The organism is Leuconostoc falkenbergense (assembly GCF_014634805.1).
GTDB classification, from domain to species: Bacteria; Bacillota; Bacilli; order Lactobacillales; family Lactobacillaceae; genus Leuconostoc; species Leuconostoc falkenbergense.
The window spans coordinates 24,944-43,193 of sequence record NZ_BMBS01000010.1; the positions used below are offsets into that span (position 1 = coordinate 24,944).

16 protein-coding genes are annotated in these 18,250 nt (G+C 36.6%); all 16 read right to left on the bottom strand.

The annotated features are described in order from the left end of the window. Positions 1 to 257 precede the first annotated feature (257 nt). The 16 genes from IEU71_RS03345 to IEU71_RS03425 all read right to left on the bottom strand — a co-directional run bounded on the left by IEU71_RS03345 (position 258) and on the right by IEU71_RS03425 (position 18,017). Positions 258 to 1,616 carry an MFS transporter gene (locus IEU71_RS03345; RefSeq protein WP_004915915.1) on the bottom strand — a complete coding sequence of 453 codons (1,359 nt, stop codon included), beginning with the start codon at positions 1,614 to 1,616 and terminating at the stop codon, positions 258 to 260. Positions 1,617 to 1,737: 121 nt separating this feature from the next. Beyond that, positions 1,738 to 2,223, bottom strand: a complete 486-nt coding sequence (locus IEU71_RS03350; protein ID WP_004915913.1) for an RrF2 family transcriptional regulator — start codon at positions 2,221 to 2,223, stop codon at positions 1,738 to 1,740. A gap of 43 nt (positions 2,224 to 2,266) precedes the next feature. Beyond that, positions 2,267 to 4,642 carry a YhgE/Pip domain-containing protein gene (locus tag IEU71_RS03355; RefSeq protein ID WP_004915911.1) on the bottom strand — a complete coding sequence of 792 codons (2,376 nt, stop codon included), beginning with the start codon at positions 4,640 to 4,642 and terminating at the stop codon, positions 2,267 to 2,269. Positions 4,643 to 4,967: 325 nt separating this feature from the next. Continuing rightward, positions 4,968 to 5,324, bottom strand: coding sequence for a DUF1304 domain-containing protein (locus IEU71_RS03360; RefSeq protein WP_004915909.1), 357 nt, complete (start codon positions 5,322 to 5,324; stop codon positions 4,968 to 4,970). A 26-nt stretch (positions 5,325 to 5,350) separates the two neighbouring features. Continuing rightward, positions 5,351 to 6,295 (bottom strand): NADP-dependent oxidoreductase, encoded by a 945-nt coding sequence (locus IEU71_RS03365; protein ID WP_004915907.1) that lies wholly within the window; start codon positions 6,293 to 6,295, stop codon positions 5,351 to 5,353. 10 nt (positions 6,296 to 6,305) lie between these two features. Continuing rightward, positions 6,306 to 7,649 (bottom strand): dihydrolipoyl dehydrogenase family protein, encoded by a 1,344-nt coding sequence (locus IEU71_RS03370; protein WP_004915904.1) that lies wholly within the window; start codon positions 7,647 to 7,649, stop codon positions 6,306 to 6,308. Further along, the gene (locus IEU71_RS03375) at positions 7,636 to 8,118 is read right to left on the bottom strand and encodes a MarR family winged helix-turn-helix transcriptional regulator (protein ID WP_004915902.1); all 483 of its coding nucleotides are present in this window, start codon (positions 8,116 to 8,118) and stop codon (positions 7,636 to 7,638) included. Before IEU71_RS03375 ends, IEU71_RS03370 begins: the two co-directional genes overlap by 14 nt. Before the next feature lie 693 nt (positions 8,119 to 8,811). After that, on the bottom strand, positions 8,812 to 9,132 hold the full coding sequence (locus tag IEU71_RS03380) for a MazG nucleotide pyrophosphohydrolase domain-containing protein (protein WP_004915900.1): 321 nt from the start codon (positions 9,130 to 9,132) through the stop codon (positions 8,812 to 8,814). 16 nt (positions 9,133 to 9,148) lie between these two features. Next, the gene (locus tag IEU71_RS03385; protein WP_004915898.1) at positions 9,149 to 9,403 is read right to left on the bottom strand and encodes a hypothetical protein; all 255 of its coding nucleotides are present in this window, start codon (positions 9,401 to 9,403) and stop codon (positions 9,149 to 9,151) included. After that, entirely contained in the window at positions 9,400 to 9,768 is a 369-nt protein-coding gene (locus tag IEU71_RS03390) for a hypothetical protein (protein WP_004915897.1), read from the bottom strand. Before IEU71_RS03390 ends, IEU71_RS03385 begins: the two co-directional genes overlap by 4 nt. After that, a complete protein-coding gene (locus tag IEU71_RS03395; RefSeq protein ID WP_080519728.1) occupies positions 9,761 to 11,083 on the bottom strand; it encodes a Y-family DNA polymerase in 1,323 nt (440 codons plus the stop codon). Before IEU71_RS03395 ends, IEU71_RS03390 begins: the two co-directional genes overlap by 8 nt. A gap of 221 nt (positions 11,084 to 11,304) precedes the next feature. Continuing rightward, positions 11,305 to 11,382 (bottom strand): putative holin-like toxin, encoded by a 78-nt coding sequence (locus IEU71_RS10310; RefSeq protein ID WP_233539856.1) that lies wholly within the window; start codon positions 11,380 to 11,382, stop codon positions 11,305 to 11,307. 404 nt (positions 11,383 to 11,786) lie between these two features. After that, positions 11,787 to 12,377: a site-specific integrase gene (locus tag IEU71_RS03410; protein ID WP_004915893.1), complete on the bottom strand. Its 591-nt coding sequence runs from the start codon at positions 12,375 to 12,377 to the stop codon at positions 11,787 to 11,789. 18 nt (positions 12,378 to 12,395) lie between these two features. Next, positions 12,396 to 13,232: an EcsC family protein gene (locus IEU71_RS03415; protein ID WP_004915891.1), complete on the bottom strand. Its 837-nt coding sequence runs from the start codon at positions 13,230 to 13,232 to the stop codon at positions 12,396 to 12,398. A gap of 142 nt (positions 13,233 to 13,374) precedes the next feature. Next, positions 13,375 to 15,987, bottom strand: coding sequence for a DEAD/DEAH box helicase family protein (locus tag IEU71_RS03420; RefSeq protein ID WP_080519748.1), 2,613 nt, complete (start codon positions 15,985 to 15,987; stop codon positions 13,375 to 13,377). Continuing rightward, positions 15,987 to 18,017, bottom strand: a complete 2,031-nt coding sequence (locus IEU71_RS03425; RefSeq protein ID WP_004915888.1) for a DNA methyltransferase — start codon at positions 18,015 to 18,017, stop codon at positions 15,987 to 15,989. Before IEU71_RS03425 ends, IEU71_RS03420 begins: the two co-directional genes overlap by 1 nt. Positions 18,018 to 18,250: the final 233 nt, after the last annotated feature.

Below are 18,250 nucleotides of genomic sequence, written 5' to 3' on the forward strand. Positions count from 1 at the left end.
GCGATGCTGGTGCTAATTATTCTCATTCTTTCACTTGTATTAGCACTAATGATATATTGGCCGCGTCATCACAATTCATAACAAAATAAAAAGCCTTGAATAATCAGAGCTTTTACCGAACTATAACATTCGGTATCCAATGGTTAAGCGCGTTGTAAATGCCATTGCTGTAATTTACGTGAAGATTATGTCATAGACAAATTTATTTAGACAGCAGTAATCCGAGTTTTTGATCTAATAATGTATGTCCCTTAAAATTACTTTTTTAAGGCGCTAAATGAGCCAAATAGAGAAATAAATAACAGCACACTAATAAGGATTAATGAAACTTGGCTACCTGTTACAATACCAATTTGTTCGTTCTTAGATAAAAAGAACGTTAATATTTGTGCGCTAATCACAGTACCGAAAGCACCGGCTATTTGTTGTAAAGTATTATTAATTGCACTGCCATCAGATAAGTTATTGACCTGCAATTTTGACAATGATAGTGTCATTAAGTTAGTATAAGTTACACCGACACCAACCATCATTAATATATGTAACAACAGGAATATATTGTAGGATAAGATTTCAATGTAACAAATCATAATGATTAATGGAATGATTGTTAGTGCTGTACCTAAACAGATCACATACTGTTCTTTGAACTTATTCAGTAAATTTCCAGAAAGCGGTGCAAGAATTGCGCCCACAAAGGCACCTGGAATCATAAACATACCAGCCTGCATTGGGTTAATTCCCATTTTGATTTGAATAAAATTTGGAATGATAAATGCCACTGACAATAGTAGCATCTGATACGTTAATAATGAAATCAGTAGTAAGGTATATTTTCTTTGTTTCAAAATAATTAGCTCTATAAGTTTGTGAACCTTGTTTGTAATACCAAAAAGAATCCACGCTATTATACTGATAACCACAAATACAATTTTAAAATGACTCAAAAATAAAAACAAAGAGACAACTGCAACAATCAAATAAGCAAGTGTATTAAAAGGCATTTTGATATCTGAGCTTTCTTCAATTCCATGACTTTCAATACTGCAAATACCGATAATTAAAGAAAAACATATAATTGGTAACAAACCAACAAATATATAACGCCAACCAAATGTCTGAAGCATAAACCCGCCATATGCTGGTCCAAACGCTGGAGCTATCGAGGTCGCCATCCCACCTAATCCCATCATAATAGGTAGTTTTGACTTAGGCGATTGTGTCAAAATAATATGGTACATCAATGGTAGCGCAATTCCTGTACCAATCCCTTGAAACGCACGTGCTGCTATCAACATTTCAAAGCTGACAGCAAATGCACCCAACAAAGTACCTAAAACCAAGCAAAGTATTGCTGAAATAAATAGAGATTTAATTTTATACTTTTTTATTAAAACCACAGACATTGGCAACAAAATAGATAGTGCAACTAAATAACCAGTTGTCAACCACTGAACAACATTTGGTTCGATTTTAAATTGATTCATTAATGTTGGAAAAGTGACATTCATTGCTGTCTCAACTAACACTCCCATAAAACTAACAATGCCTGTTGCGATAATTGATAAATAGAATTTCATGACATTCCTTTCTAATTCATGACATATATTGGACATAAAAAAACGGCATCCAAATAAGATGTCGCCTCTTTAATCGGTGCTTGGCAAAACTCAAACACTATCTGTACGAAAAATATAATCTATAAATACCTGCTATATGACAATTTTTGGAGTTGAGCTAGCGCCAATCAATTTCACCAAATTGCGTTGAATCAACATTTTGCATTAAATTTGCAATTGTATAACTCTTTAATCTTTTTTTAAAATCCTGCTCGGCCGCGCTAAAAGTCGTCAGAACGTCAGCAATGGCAACATCCAAAACTTCTTGGACATCTTCAACAGGTTTATCTGACTGTTGGTTCAAAAAAATTCGATCTGCTAACTGTGTAGAATGTATAAAACTGCCATCTCCTTCAATTGCTTCGTAAACGTCCAGTAATGTAATTTTGTCCGTCGGTCTAGCTAATTTGAAGCCACCTTCTTTACTAGCTATTGCATCTACTATTCCTGCAACAACCAACTTTCTCATTGTTTTTTTAAGGTAGGATTCTGAGACTTGTAAACGATCACTAAGTAGATAGCTTTTCACGGGTTCATGGTCTGTTTGCAGTTCAAGCATGACCAATACAACTAAACTTTGTTCCACAGCTTTGGACATTTTCATTATAATATTTCCACCTATCTTCTCTTGGTAAATAACATTATTATCAATCTTGAGACCAAATAAGGTTATTATGCTTTAATTTCCAATGATATACACCCCATGTTAATACCATTGATATAATACCAATTGATAGCAAAACTATCAAGTCACCAGTAATATTACCGCCAATCGAAATTACCTCTCTGAATGCATGAACAGAAAAAGTCATCGGGATCCATGGATGTATTGCTTGAAAGAAACCATTTGACAACTCAATAGGATATGACCCAGCGCTAGCACTGAGTTGCAGAACTAATGCGATAATCATTAAACCAGAGCCTAGTTTACCAAATAAAGTACTAAATAATAGCACAAATTGGTTGAACGCGAACGCGACAATTAGTGCTGATAAGTACAGCAGTGGAATACTTTTAGGCTCAAGTCCATCCACTAGCAACAATAAAGTCGTTAATAACAGAGCCTGTGCAATCCATACTGGTACATTAACTGCTTGTTTTTGTGCCCACCAAGCGAATCCGTTTCGCGGCCGCTTTGCAACAGTAACGAAATCATAAATCGCACTGAAAGTTATCATACCGACAAATAGTCCTACAGACATCATATACGGTGTCATTCCTGTACCATTATTTTGAACGGTTGAGAGGTTGTGCTGCGAACTTCTTACTGGTTGGCTTAACGCATTGACGTTGCTTTTTTTGCTATTAATAACAGAGAGCTTTATCGAGCCTTCAGCGAGTTTTTGAGCCAACGTTTGCGTTCCCTGCTGTGCGGTTTGTAATCCAGAAACTAATTGTGACGATCCATCGCTAATTTTCTGAGAACCTGTTTGTAGTTGAGTCGCTCCACTGTTCAAAGTATGACTATTATTATTCAATTGATTCAATCCAGAGCTGAGTTGAGTAGCTCCGATAGCGAGCTGGCTACTGCCACTTGCTAATTGACCAGCTCCAGAATTTAATTGGTTGACAGCAGCAGTAGCTCTTTTTTGTCCGGCGTTCAGATTCTCTGCACCATTTGCAAGCTTTTGTGCTCCTGGTACCGCGTCGTTAAGTAACCCTTGACTGATAGTTGTCAAATTATCCGATAACGTCTCAATAGTGCTTTTAGCCATCTCAGCAGCTAAGGAGCCCTCTTTTGCCTTTACCTTGAAAGAAGACAGTGTTTTTTTCAGCGCGTTTAATTCTGGCAAAACTGCATCTAAGCTATCCAATTGTCCTTTTATGTCCCCAGCTGCCTTGATGCTCTTTGGTACATTATTTGACAAGCCATCCATTATGGCTGCATATTGCTCTGCAAAATTTGGATTACTAGCAAGAAAGTTTTTAAATTCTGTATTTTGACTCAACTCACTTAAACTTTTAACATCTTGGCCCGTTGCACCAAGTGAAGACGCCAAATTTTCAGAATCATCTTCTAATTGTGTCTGATTTATGCTAATTGTGGGGATTTCCAATTTATCCAGAGCCGAAAGAGAATCTGATAAATCTTCTAAACCATTTTCAAGTTTAGTTAGGTCGCTTGTTTTTGCTTTTTGCTGGTTGCTAATTTCATTACCAATCTTTTGTAGCTGATCGGCTAATTGTTGCGTCCCAAGTGCTATCTGCCGACTGCCCGACTCTAACAGTGACATATTGCTGGCTAATTGTCCAGTGCCATTAGCTAATGCGGTGGATCCATTTGCTGCAGAAACCGTACCGCTGACCAAATTACTTGTGCCGCTATTTGCCTGTGAAACCCCTTGTGTATATTGAGATAATCCATTTTTCAGAGATGATGCACCAGTGGTTAATGTTTTAGCACCATCACTGAGATTATTACCACCATCAGCTAATTTGCCAAGACCTTGGCCCAAAGTTGACGCTCCGTCAGAACCTGACTTCAACCCACCCTCAGAGGAAGTGATCGCTGATAAAATAGTTTTGTTATAAACCTTTTGTAATGATTTGTTGACAGTGGCTTGGATTTTTGTTGCAGCAGACGCGGTCATCTTTTCGGCAATAAAACTCTGACCTGTATTATGGGCAATAATAATTTGTGAAGTCTTGGGATCTGAACTTAACAACGTACCGGCATTCTTTGTAAAGTCCTCTGGTATTGTCAGTGTCATGTAATACTTCCCACTTTTCAAGCCTTTGGAAGCTTCTTTTGAAGACACCGTGCTAAATTTTAATGCCTTTTTTTCAATCAATTTATTAGTTAAATCTTGTCCTAAATTTTCATCCTTGTTATTAATTTCGGATGTTCGATCTTTGTTGACTATGGCAACAGGTAAATTATCTACATTTCCATATGCATCCCAGAGAGAGGAAAGAAAAATAACCGCATAAATACTTGGAATAACAGCTATTCCAACTAATAATAACTTCAGACCGCGGAGTTTACTAATTCTCTCCCATTCAGCACTTTTCCAAAATTTCATATTTTCCCCTTCTGTTTGTTCACCTTAATTATCTATGGATATATTGTATACATGATACGAGGATAATGCAAGTCTTTTCAAAAAAAAATTACGTTTTCATTTTCTTACATGAAAACGTAATTTTTTGTCCAAGGGACTAATTTTAAGTGCCAATGCTCCGTTGTTAATAAATCAATAATTTAATCTTATCTGCACCGTCAAAAGAACGATTATAATTTATCAATCCTAAACTTACAATTTAAGTTACTGTACATAAATAACAAAGTTCATTTTTTCAGAGTATTGTTCCATTCATCTTACATTTATTTTCTAAATAATACATATATTAAAAAAATAGCAAAAGAAGCGCAAGAACAGCAGGAAGTCCTTGCATAATAATAATTTTTCTGGCTGCAGTGAGACTACCATAAACTGCCGCTAGCAGAACAAAAAGCATTTCTAACCTTAGCATTACTAATTGTTGTGATCCTGTCAAAAGCAAAACTGTTCCAATAATCAAGGCGCCAAAAAGTCCATTATATATACCTTGATTTGCTAATAAAGTTTTGACTCCTGGTAATTTCACAAAAGCTTCTTCCAATTCAAATGCTTTAGCCTGCTGGCCCGATGAGCCAAACATTTCTAAAATCATGATACCAATGGCCTCGATAGCCACGAAAATAACTAAAATAGTTCCAATCATATATTTCTCCTTATTGATTTAAAAATTTAAGCTTTATCTTTTATTTTAACAACAACTTTCCCACGGGCATGATGTGTTTCAATACGCTTTTGGGCAGATTGGATTCCGTCGGTAGTAAACGGATAAGTACTGTCTAGTACGACTTTCAAATGATTACTCTCAATTTCGTTAGCTAATAACGCTAAATCCTCACCATTAGGCTGTAACCAACCTGCCATGACGTGCTTATCCGATACTGCTTTTTGATCATCAGTTAATGAACTTGAAATTGTCACAAAATGTCCGCCGCTCCTCAGTATGCTAACACCACGTTCAATATCGCCTACGGTATCAAGCACAGCATCATAATTAGACAGTACTTCATCAATGTTATTTCTGTGATAGTCAATCACTAAATCAGCGCCTAATGATTCAACAAATTCACTGTTATTAGCACTCGCAGTAGTAGCAACGAAAGCACCCATTTGTTTGGCTAATTGAATCGCAAAAATTCCGACTCCTCCTGCACCACCTTGAATCAATATTTTTTGTCCTGCTTGCAAATTAAGTTGCCTCAACATTTGCAAAGCTGTTAAGCCTGCCAAAGGGACCGCAGCGGCCTGTTCAAAATTAATATTGCTAGGTTTTAAAGCTAACTTGTCAGCTTTAACAGCAGTATATTCTGCGTAGGACCCGTTTAAACCAAGAGGATCAATATCTGGACGAGCAAAAACTTCATCTCCTATATTAAAATCTGTTACTTGATCTCCGATGGCAACAATTTTACCAGCTACATCCCATCCCAAAATTACTGGAAATTGCCAGTTAAACATTGATTGAAGTAGACCTTGACGTGCTTTGTAATCAATGGGATTGATACTCGTAGCCACGTTTTCAACTAAAACTTCATCATTATTGACAACAGGTTTATTGGTATTCGTAATTTCAAGTTGTGTAACATCACCATATTCTTTTATAATCGCTGCTTTCATTAATTCTCTCCTAGGCTAAATAATTGGCAATCAGGGGCAATATAATTCCAGAATGAGTTGGAAAGGCAAAAATTTGGCCATGTATGTCACGGGAAGTATACTCATTATTAATAACTGGAACCAGTGCATTAACAACCTCTGGCGCGAAATCACCAATTAGAGACGCGCCCACTAATTTTTTGTCTTGGTCAATTACAAGCTTAATTTTTGCTTTAACGTCATTCAATGTTTGAAAGCGCATGAGTTGACCATAAGGAATTTCCTGAATCCGTAATCTTTCATCATTTTTAGCATCATCAACTGAAATCCCCACTTGAGCCAGTCGTGGAAGTGTAAACGCAATAGACGGTACTACGGGGTATTTAATGGGATCTGAATCACCCGATAATTTTTTTGCAATATACTGTGATTCAAAGGTAGCAGTGGGTGTGAGGCGTGGTATAGCTTTCGCAATGACATCGCCACTTGCATAAATATTAGGATTAGAAGTTCTAAGATAGTCATCAACAACAACACCACTCTTATTATATTCAACACCCGCTGCCTTCAGACCTAAATTATCAATGTTAGGAACGCGTCCTGTTGTGTCCATCACATAGTCAGCATTATATCTTTTACCTTGAGCTGTCTCGACCAAATATTTTTGCTTTTCATCAAGTTCAACATGAGATACACGTTGTCCAAAATCAAAATGTATGCCCCTATCAATCATATCTTCTACAACTTCTTGAGAATATTCTCTATCAAAACCAGATAATGCATGATCACCATATTCAATAACGGTTACTTGACTGCCAGCAGCACGAGCAATTGAAGCAAATTCCATTGCGATATAGCCTCCACCAATAAACACGATTGAACTTGGCATTTCAGGCAATTCTAAAAATTCAGTGCTATCATGTAGCAATTCAGCTCCTGGAATTGCTAATTTTGCGGGCTTTTGACCTGTGGCAATCACGAACTTCTCTGCTTGATATACTACATGATTAACTATTAATGTTTGTTGACCAGTGAACTCAGCGTGACCTGCAATAATGTCAATACCATCTACCGAAAGCATGCGCGCCAGGCCGTCAGACAATGGGTCAATCACTTGGTGCTTATATGCCATCAATTCTGGCCAAATAATATTTGGTGTATCGTTAATACCTATACCATGATAGTGATGCAAATGATGAATTAGTTCTGCTGGTCCATCCAATAAAATTTTAGCGTTACACCCAAAGTTTGTGCAAGTCCCAGCAACTTTATTTTCTTCTATCAAGGCAACTTTTTTGCCTTCACGTGCTAAGGTTTGTGCACCGTGCCATGCTGCATGTCCGCTACCAATAAAAATCACATCATAATTCGTCATTAATTTTCTCCTCTATTTTATTATTGTGCGATAAAATCATTGCCCGTAATGTCTTGTTTAAAGACTCATTTTCGGTAATCATTGAAATTACAGATTTTTCGCTAGCCACCACTAGTTCATCTCGGACAACTGCAACATCTGACAGTATGTGCTCAAAAACTGGGCGTTTCGATTCAGATATTTTTAGATATTTTACACGTTTATCCAATTCACTAGGTACTTTTATGAGCCACTCTTTATTAACTAATCTATCAATAACGGGTGTTAATGTATTACTGGACAACTCTAACTCCTCGCCAATATCCATCAACTTCGCTTTTTCTTTCTTATAGATAATGAGCAATGACATATATTGTAAATAAGATAACTCATAACCCCCTAACAGTTCTGCATACAAGCGATGAAAATAACGATTTGTATTATATATCGATAAACACAGTTCGTCATATAATTGTCCTTTTTTAATCATGACTAACTCCTCTGGAAATAATTATATCGTACACGACATATTTATTCAATATAAATTTTATTTACAGAAATTTTTTTACAAGAGGGAAAACAATTATGAATCGAATTAGTAAAGCTATTACGGATCTTGCCACAGATGTTTTCAGATTATTGTTTTATTAATGGTTATCCAACCACAGTTGATTGTCCTGTCTGCACTTTCCACAAGCAATCGCATTTTGGTATTAAGAATCTATTGAATTATCCCTCAGTGATGAAGAATCCTTTTTCACTTTTTCTCACACAACTGTCTGATTAGGAGGATACAATCATGTTAATCTTTTGTGCATGTTTATTGGCGATGTTCTTGTTCTGGTTGCTTGGAAACATCCTTGACACCTTCCTGTATTTAGGAATCTTATTTGTTGATCACTTGATTTCATATTGGTACTTTTATTTACCACTTATTATTTTGATAAGTCTAGCTATTGCTTTTGGCATCAAAAGTGTCTTAGCGATGCTGGTGCTAATTATTCTCATTCTTTCACTTGTATTAGCACTAATGATATATTGGCCGCGTCATCACAATTCATAACAAAATAAAAAGCCCTGAATAATCAGAGCTTTTACCGAACTATAACATTTGGTACCCAATGGTTAAGCGCGTTGTAAATGCCACTGGTATCATTTACGCCTATCATTATAGCATGAATTCTTAGTCTTCATGAAAGCGCTTTTTTAATTTGGTTTCACCTTGAACAATTAGTTCGTCGACATCTAAATGATATTTATCACTCAAAATCAAAACCTGGTCTAAAACATCGGCTAATTCTTCTTTGAGATGCTCATTAAGCTCCGTAGGTGTTTGTGATGTTTCACCGGGATGATCACGCCCCAGTTCAATGGCTCGCACTGTTTGTGCCAGCTCACCAACTTCTTCCATCAAAAAATTGAGTCGGATAAAGGGTGAATACTGATACCATTCACGTTGTTTATAAAAATTTATTAGCCATTGTCTATGTTCATCAATTATCATTTGTAACCCCCTTTGTTTAAATATTAGTGTTAACTGTTAAGCCCGTTTCTTTGCGTATTTTAGCAATGATTTCAGGTATCTGTTCTCTGTACTCACTGTCTAAGCGAGCAATTTGTTGTGAGTGTGTTGCTTTGCCAATTTTATAGTATTCAAAGAAAATATTGACCTTCTTTGAGTATATCTGATCGACCACCCTTACTTCATAGATTGTGTTAGGTTGCTTAGCAAACATTTTTTTAATATCAACAATGACTGCATCAATTTGATTCATTCTTCTTTCACCACCGCTCTAATATTTTCAAATGCAATATAGGACTCATTAATATACACCCCTAAATCAGAAAAGCCATCGACCAAACCTGTTAGGTTAGGTACTAAGTGACCGTCCGTGTCCTCAATATTTTGTTGTACAGTCACAAATTCATAATTCGCTGAGGCATGACGCAAGATATTTTGACAAGCCGTTAAGGACATCATTGGTAATTTAACAGGAACTGCATTTTTTGCTTGTGCTTCACGTTTTAAAGCTGAGGTATGGTCTGAGAGAAAATAGCCATTCCACTTCACCTTACCACGCTCGCGATAGTCGTTTTGAAAGTAATTGTTAATCATCTTACTAAATTCTGCATCACTCATAGCTGTTACCTCCGTTATGACCACCAACCAGGCTGGCACGGTTAATCGCCGTACCGCCTTTTTCTTTGGACATTGCCCGCATCAGGGCTGTGGTGCCAAACCGTTTTCGAATTTCATCAACAACTTGATCAATCTTGTTGTATTTAATTGATTTTTCTGGTTGCTCAAAGAGGTCAAGTTGCACGCCAGTGTCCTCAATTAAGCCGCCATAATCAATCCCAATATTACGAATCACTTCACCATGCCAATGCTTTTCAAACAAAGCCACCATAATTGCCATTAGTTTGCGGGTATCATTAGTGGGATCAATTCTTTGTTGTTTTCTAAAACCATGAGACCCTTGGCGTTCGCTTTCTGCAAAGGAATAACCAATAAAAAGACTGACTAAACAAGTTTGTTTCTTGTGTGCTCTAATTCTGGTCGCCACTTGATCTGCCATTTCACGGACAACAATTTCAATTTCTTCTTTTCGTTTATAGTCACGTGGTAAGACCTGAGAATTACCGTATGATTTGCTTTTAGGAACGACCACCTCAGTCATATCTGTACGATCAATGCCCCAAGATAAGGCAAATAATTGCTCACCCACTAACCCCATCTTTGCTCTAAATAGATACGGATCCTGATGCGCTAAGTCGTACATTGAATGGATACCCATCACTTCAAGTTTGTGTGCCGTACGGGAGCCAATACTCCAGACATCATCAAGTTTCGTAATGGGCCATAATTTTGTCGGCACATCCTCATAGTGCCAAACACCCGTCAGGTTTCTAGTGTGCTTTGCTTCAATGTCTAAGGCTATTTTAGCGAGCACAGGCGTGTCACCAATACCGACCGTTAAATAGACACCCGTTTCTGCTCTAACTTGCTTTTGAATTTTAAAAGCTACTTCCTCAGGAGTTTTACCAAACAACCGCCAAGAGTGGGTTACGTCTAAAATAGACTCATCAATCGAGTACGGCAGCAAGTTAATATCATCGGTGTATTGACGATAGATATTATTGATTTTTAGGTTTTCAGCAATATAATTATTCATCCTAGGGTGTGCGATAAACAAGTCATGCACATCAGGTAAATCACGTTGACGCATCACGTTACTAATGCCTAAGTCCTTTTTAGCTGTTGGTGAGGCCGCTAGGACTAAACCACCATTCGTGTTTGCTTGTTCAGACATCACGACTAAATCGCCCTTTAATGGATTAAAGCCTCGCTCAACATTTTCAACACTGGCGTAGAAACTTTTTGAATCAATTAAAAAAAACACGCCACGCTTTTCTTTGCTATAATCATATTCAGTTGTGATTGCGTTTTCCATCAGCAACCTCCAAAAACAATTGTGTATAATTCATTATACGAACAAGCGTTCGATTAAGCAAGCGAACAAAACATTAAATTTGTGACAAAAGAAAAAGCTATGCTATAATAAAGACATAGAAAAGAGCCGTAGCGCTAACTACGACTCCTAGCAAACCCGTATCGACGGTGGCTAAGTTAATAATTCATCTAATGATCATCAGCCCAGCTAAAGCAAGATGATCATTTTTTATTGCTGCTTTTTATCAGCTCAACAACTAATCCAACCAGCATCAAGACAAATGTCCCAAAACCAATCATTAGCTGTAAAGTATCCGAAACGGACACTAGGCATCTCCTTTCCTAGAATCTGGGTTTACAGTTTTAACACCATAAGCACCACCTCCACTCAGGATAGCCACCATCTTAACTTGTTTGCTGTAATTAGTATAACATACGTCAAAACAGCAATTGGTCTAAAACACAGTCGCTTGTGAAATACATCAAACATGTGTGTTTGTGAAATAAAAAAATCTGCATTATGGGCAGCTTGTGAATTTTGCTATTTCACAAACAAAAAACAGGTTCAAGAAAGCCTGTCCCTACGCTACTTTGTATAGCAGCGATTATGTTAACGTTAGTTGGTATAGATCTTTTTGTCTTTTGATGATTAATCCAACCAACTGAACAAAATAGTCCAATTTATTAACTTATGAGCAGAACCATTATCCAAAGTCAATTTGATCGAGAATCGTCTCTCGACTTGCTTGATCCAAGCCAAGATAGGCTAGAGTCATAGCTTCACTAGAATGATTCAGTAAGTGCATGACTAGACCAATGTTGTAATTCGACTGCGTATACACGCGATAAGCACCTGTTTTACGCATGGTATGTGTGCCTAGATAGTTGATGCTTAATAGCTCCCCCACGCGCGCCATTACCTTGTAAAACTGTTTCTCAGTAATATGTCGATCTGAATGTGCCGTTGAAGGAAATAACCAGTCAGAAATGATGTTTTCTTGGAGCAGCCAATCATGATATTGTAGCAAGTCTTGTTGGACAGGCTTTAAATATAAGGTGTTTGCTTTGCCTGTCTTTTTATCATGAATAAAGGCCGTATTTTTAACAGTTCCATCGGGATTATAGACATCTGATTTTTTTAACGTCATGACATCACTCACCCGTAGTAGAGTGGCTTTTCCAACTTGGAAGATGGTGTAGTTTCGACGACCAGCGCGAAAACTATCTAATAAGGTGTCCTGTACCATCTTTAATACGTTTGAGTCTTTAATTGGCAGTACAATCTGTTGAGACATCATATACCTCCCCGTTAATTAAATTTTGTCTATTTGATTGATATCAGACGGATCGTATGTTGTTGTACCATTTGGCTCATACTCAGTAACTAATACATCTTCTTCGTTTAATATTTTGATATCTTGTTCGAAATCTTGTTGCGTATAATTGACGGATTTACCCAACTCATCTTTCAGTTTGTTAGCCATTGGTTTTAATGACAGATAGTTCATGCTTCCTGATAAAACTCCCCCTACGACTGGAATAACTTTGGATACTCCCTTAGCAAAAGTTGCTTTCGTTAATTTTGTTCCAAATATAGCCAGTACCTTTTTCAATATTGTAAAGTAAAGATGCTTAGTTAACGTTTTATTAGGAAGCTGTTTTAGTGCTTGTAAGGCTAATTTATTAGATAAAATACGAATAGTTGATCCAGCGGAACTCACACCAAACATGATACCTAAGTAAAGAATTAGCGTGTTTTTTGCATCTTCCGTTAATTCATCTTGGTTATCCCAAATATTCTGATATCCATAAACGTATGATATTTCTTGAGCTAGTTTTAAAGAGTATCCGTAAAACTGAGCCATATCAGCAGGAATGGTTGCTGCAATAGCTACGCCACCTGGTAACCCACTTGCAAATGATATTGATGAGGATTTCAATACATTTGAATTGATAACGTTACTAGCAATACGATCGAGTTCTTCTTTTGAAAAAAAAGCCTGGGGACCTTCCTTGAATAACTTTGGCATATCATCTATTTTGTTACTAAATGTTTTAGTTAAAAAATCAGAGCGATCTACTTTGATAAAAGGTAATTTCAAAGATTCGTTGATTACATTTAATGCTACGCTTTCCTTATTTATTGCCATTTTTTATACCTAATCTCTTATAGTTTTTATGGGTTATTATACCATATAAAATTAAAAACAGCCCCTTATATCTACTGGTTAGATATAAGGGGCTGTTTTAATAGGTTTTGTTAGGGGCGATAATTTAGTTATAGACCCTGTTTTAGAAAGCTATATTTTGAATTTTGTTTCGTACCTGACGGGCATCACCCGCAACATAGAATTTAACACCATACAACTTTACCTTATCATTTTCGCCAATAACATCGACACTCTCAGGCGAAATACTCGTTAACAAGTCCTCTTTCCACTGATCTTGAATAAGATACGGATCTCCTTTGGGTTCGATATAAATCTGATAAATATAAAATTCATTAGCCAAGTACAACACAAAGTCTGGTAAAAAACCAGCATAATGAGTGATATCTCCTGCAAATTCATGCAATTTTACCTTAGTATTACGCTCATCACTCCGGATGAGGTACACATCTTTATATTTACTTTGTAATTTTTCTACATATCCGTGGATTAATTCAATTAAACTGCGTTCCAATTTATCGACAATAGCCTCGTTATAGACAAACCAAGGTGCCTTTTTATAGTCATAAGTTTGAATTAACCCATGAACACCAGCATCAGAATAGTTCACGGGAACACGCTTCTGATAATCCTGAACGGCATCTTTAATTGGCAACCCAATAAACTTATTGGTTCCGCGTTGGCGCCTATAGTTCATGATTAACATGCGCTGAATATAGGCTAGATATTTTTCAACGACTAATAGCTGTGTTTCTCGACTAAGCACTGCATCTGAACCCGTCGATACCGTTGCTTGGATTTCTTTTATTTGCCCCAACCACTGTGCCTCGTACATAAATTCCGAGATAGAATTTAGCGTCGGCATATATTTTTTCATGGTATTGAATCTGAAGAAAGGATTCCGTGCCAATGCTTTTTTGACGAGGGCATCATCAATCTTTACCAGTCGTGTCTCATTCATACCAGCAACATTTTGTGTATCAAAGGCAGTTGCTTCTAGGGTTGCCGTCTCAATATTGACGGTAGGTAGTTCCGCAACGGGAACACCGTATTTTGCCAACCCATTGTATTCACTCTCAGGGACATCTTCGACGTCATTGTAATACAGCTTGCCATATTGATAGACATCGGAACGCTTAAATGACGCTTTAACTGTCGTGGTTAAAATATCAAAGTCTTTATCATCTTCAACTTGGAGCTGCATTGCTTCAAAAGATTTTGTCAGATTATCAATATATTTTTTATCATTAATCGTGTGATAATGTAAGGACTCTAATATCTGTAATTCTGGCGTGCTATGGTCAAACCGTCGCGTAAACGATGTTGCCTCTTCATAGACAAAGGGATTGTAGCGCGCACCACGACCAATTAATTGCGCCTCACTATTGGTTTGTGTTGACGTAATGGGTTGCTCCCCAATTCGGACAATATCATACAAATTTAAGACATCCCAACCTTCAGAAAGCTTTGCGACCGCGAAAATAGCTCTAGCGGGATTACTTGGTTCCTCTAAAGTATTCAACTTGTGAAATTTATCTAAGTCCTCTAAAATCCCCTTGTTACCTTTATCATTAACATCAATTATATTCGATTGGTTAAAATCACGTTGCAATTCGCGTACCAAACTCCCCATATCAATTGATTGATAATAAGCATAGGCTTGGCGCAAAGTAGATGATTGTGTGGTGTTCAATTGTGTTGCAATAAATTGTCCTAAATCTTCAACAGTCAGCTGGCCGATGATTGTCAAAAATTGACGGTAAAACGTATGTGAAACCTTAATTTTATTGGATTTAAATAAAATGACTGGTTTAAAGTCTGGTACACCAGCCTGAATAGCCATCCGTTTGCGATATTGTGACAATAACACTGCAGTTAGCATTTTTTCATTATCATCAGAATTAGCTTGTAAACGGGCTATTTTCTTTGAGTAACCAGCATTTTGAAACTCTTTTAAATCATATTGAAAAATAACTTTATTTTGATATTTTTCGTAAATAAACTCGTTATTCAAATCAATCGTGGCTGTAAATTCTAACTGTCGATTGGCTTTATTAGCTTGTCGAATACGGTCTAAGACGTATTCCCACGCTTTATTTTTTTGATCTGCTTTGCTCTTTGTGCCGGCAGAAAAATGATGCGCTTCATCAGCTAGTATAATCAACTTCTGTTTCTCTAAATCAGCATAAGTTAAACCATTTTCGCGTGGTGTATTTAATTCATTTGCTAAAGTTTGGATCGTTGTGAGCCACAAGTAGATCACGCCTGGTTCACTATTTGTTGGAAATCGGGTGACTTCTCGCAATTCAATCGGCATCCCATCAATATTGAGTGGTTGTGAAAAGAGGTACTTTGGTGACTGAACATTCAGCATGTTTTCACGGGTTTTAGCAATCACCGCGTTTGTATTAACGACAAACAGAAAATTTTGATAGCCAAATTCATGGTAAAAATACAGCATATCAGCTGCCATCACATCAGTTTTTCCCGAACCAGTGGCCATATGGAATAACAACTGATTAAAGCGACTAGCACCATTGACATCCTTTTGCGTGTAATTCAAGTTGTACAGTGATTGCTTTTGATAATCACGTAACTGATGTTTGAGATTGTGCTTAATGTAGTCCGGATAAACAAACGCATGTCTAGGTTCGTCGTTCTTTAAAAAGTCACTCGTATAGTCATTAATTTCATGAACAATAGGTAAGACAAGTTCTCGTGCTTTCTTTTTGGCCATTACAGATCACGCTCCCCATAAAAGCTCTTATTAAAGGCAATATCACTCTCAGACATCAGCTCTTGTACATCACGATCTTCCATATCACTGTAAGCATAATACAACTGATTCTTATCAATGACCTTGACCATCAGCTGCTTTTTATCAGCCAATGCCATGGCTTGGTATTCAGGATCTTGTAAGACTTCTTCGACGTCAACTTGGAAATCAAAATCAGCTCCACCCACCATCATACGATTAACGACATCTTCTAATTGCTTCGTCGTTTCGGCCTGTTGGACATCTTTGAGATAACCTTGATTCTTTTCCATCAATTCAGCATAGACAAATGAACCACCACCTTGCCAATTAACATCTTTAGAGATTCCACCTTGTTCCCCAGCGATAACATATTGAAGCCTATTTTTGATATCCACAATCTGAATTTCAAGTTGTTCAAGACCAATATACTTTCGTTGAAGTTTATGAGCTACTGATGCTGTTGTGCCACTCCCCAAGTGAAAGTCCAACACTATATCTCCAGGATTCGAACTCATCTCCAAAATTCTTCGGATTAATTTTTCAGGTTTTTTTCCACCTTTAAGTGTTACCCCACCTTCTTTTGCAATTCCTTCATAAGGAACATCCATCCAAATGTTTGAGAGTTGAATGCTTGGAACATCGACACCATCAATAGCTCTTACTTTTTTTGAATAAAAAGCAAGCTCACTACCGTTCCTGATATAAACATCATAATATTTTTCACGAGGCATGGAAATGATATCATCTGGAGATTTCTTTGAAGTATCCCTAGCTATAACAATATCTGCTCCTGCATTATTGCCTATTGCGGTATAACGAAAAACTTTATCTTTATTTTCAAGTGCAAAACCCGCAACCATCTCATGGAAAGCAGCTCTTCCCAATTCCTTTATAGCAGTTCTTTTATTTGTAAATCCCTGTTTCTCAGCGATAAAGTCGAATAAGTTCAATATGTTCCAGTTTTTGTAGCTTTCTTCTTTATTAGGAATATAAAATTTATAATTTTCATCATAACTAGCTTCAACAAATTGTTGATTGTAAGTCCACTGTTTTTTATTTTTAGCAAAAGCTAAAATATATTCAGCTGTCTCAAAGACTCCTGCATTGACACTAGCGAATCCTGATGGTGATTTGGTTTTCACAGTTATCTTGTTAATAAAATTATTTTCATCACTCTTATTAAAAATTTCTTTTAAAAGTCTATGAACTTCTGCAACACCATCGTCACTAATTTGTACAAAAATTGCTCCATCTGGACTTAATAAGTCTCTTGCAACTTCCAAACGATTTTTCATGAATACAAGCCATGTAGAAAGTTTGAAATTAGAATTATATTTAAATGTATCTTCTTTTTTATTAGCTTCAAAATAATAGGGTGGGTCAATATAAATGGTTTTAATCTTACCAGAAAATCTATTTTTCAGAGAATGCAAAGCAATCAAGTTATTTCCCTTGATGATCAAATTATCGTCATCAAAATTATCAGTGGATGCACCGTCTAAACTTTCTTGATCATACTTAGTAACATTTACAAATATTTTAGGTTCTAATAACTGATCAATTTCAGATCTAGCTATCGTTTCATGCAAAAAGGGTTCGTTAGCGTCTTTTTGATCTTCTTTCGTCATACCAGCTTTTAAAACAGTATCCTTGAATGGAAAATCTAGAACAACATCAGCAGTCTCATCAATAAACTTACCACCAGCAGTAAGGCCAATTTTATTCTCAAATTTTGTATAGCTATCTTGCCAGTATTCTTTATACGTAAACATTTCAATAAATTGGTTTAACTTAAAAAGTTCTACATTTTTATCATCTATAACAATTGACTCCGTATAAGTGTCATGAATTAGTTGATTAGCTAGTAATGCCTTCATCAACATAGGTGTGTATGCATCAAGGTCTTCTATTACTTTATTGCGCCTTAAAGTGCCTTTATCTGAAAAATATGTGTTGCCAAAATCTTTCAAAATAGACTTTGTTGTCTCCATAATTTTTGAATCAATCATTTTTTTGCCCTCGTTTTTTAAATTGCCACCACTTTTTACTTTCCTTTTGTGGCAATTTTTTTATATAGTCTGTTATTGTCTCTTTTGGAGAAGAATCATCTTTTTTATTCCTTGTGGGGCCCTTATGCTTTTAAATTCCTTGTTTCTGCCTTAAATTCTTCTAAAATTTTTTGTACTGAACCGCTAATTGCTGTTGCTTATTTAATGATGTTTGCATTTGAGATATTTGTGTT

Excerpts from the sequence above, each read along its gene's own strand:
- IEU71_RS03415 (WP_004915891.1), bottom strand. The coding sequence starts at position 13,232 with ATGGCAATAAATAAGGAAAGCGTAGCATTAAATGTAATCAACGAATCT.
- IEU71_RS03375 (WP_004915902.1), bottom strand. The coding sequence starts at position 8,118 with ATGATTAAAAAAGGACAATTATATGACGAACTGTGTTTATCGATATAT.
- IEU71_RS03410 (WP_004915893.1), bottom strand. The coding sequence starts at position 12,377 with ATGTCTCAACAGATTGTACTGCCAATTAAAGACTCAAACGTATTAAAG.
- IEU71_RS03355 (WP_004915911.1), bottom strand. The coding sequence starts at position 4,642 with ATGAAATTTTGGAAAAGTGCTGAATGGGAGAGAATTAGTAAACTCCGC.
- IEU71_RS03360 (WP_004915909.1), bottom strand. The coding sequence starts at position 5,324 with ATGATTGGAACTATTTTAGTTATTTTCGTGGCTATCGAGGCCATTGGT.
- IEU71_RS03425 (WP_004915888.1), bottom strand. The coding sequence starts at position 18,017 with ATGATTGATTCAAAAATTATGGAGACAACAAAGTCTATTTTGAAAGAT.
- IEU71_RS03390 (WP_004915897.1), bottom strand. The coding sequence starts at position 9,768 with ATGAGTGATGCAGAATTTAGTAAGATGATTAACAATTACTTTCAAAAC.
- IEU71_RS03385 (WP_004915898.1), bottom strand. The coding sequence starts at position 9,403 with ATGAATCAAATTGATGCAGTCATTGTTGATATTAAAAAAATGTTTGCT.
- IEU71_RS03420 (WP_080519748.1), bottom strand. The coding sequence starts at position 15,987 with ATGGCCAAAAAGAAAGCACGAGAACTTGTCTTACCTATTGTTCATGAA.
- IEU71_RS03350 (WP_004915913.1), bottom strand. The coding sequence starts at position 2,223 with ATGAAAATGTCCAAAGCTGTGGAACAAAGTTTAGTTGTATTGGTCATG.
- IEU71_RS03345 (WP_004915915.1), bottom strand. The coding sequence starts at position 1,616 with ATGTCCAATATATGTCATGAATTAGAAAGGAATGTCATGAAATTCTAT.
- IEU71_RS03395 (WP_080519728.1), bottom strand. The coding sequence starts at position 11,083 with ATGGAAAACGCAATCACAACTGAATATGATTATAGCAAAGAAAAGCGT.
- IEU71_RS03370 (WP_004915904.1), bottom strand. The coding sequence starts at position 7,649 with ATGACGAATTATGATGTGATTTTTATTGGTAGCGGACATGCAGCATGG.
- IEU71_RS03365 (WP_004915907.1), bottom strand. The coding sequence starts at position 6,295 with ATGAAAGCAGCGATTATAAAAGAATATGGTGATGTTACACAACTTGAA.
- IEU71_RS10310 (WP_233539856.1), bottom strand. The coding sequence starts at position 11,382 with ATGATTGGTTTTGGGACATTTGTCTTGATGCTGGTTGGATTAGTTGTT.
- IEU71_RS03380 (WP_004915900.1), bottom strand. The coding sequence starts at position 9,132 with ATGATAATTGATGAACATAGACAATGGCTAATAAATTTTTATAAACAA.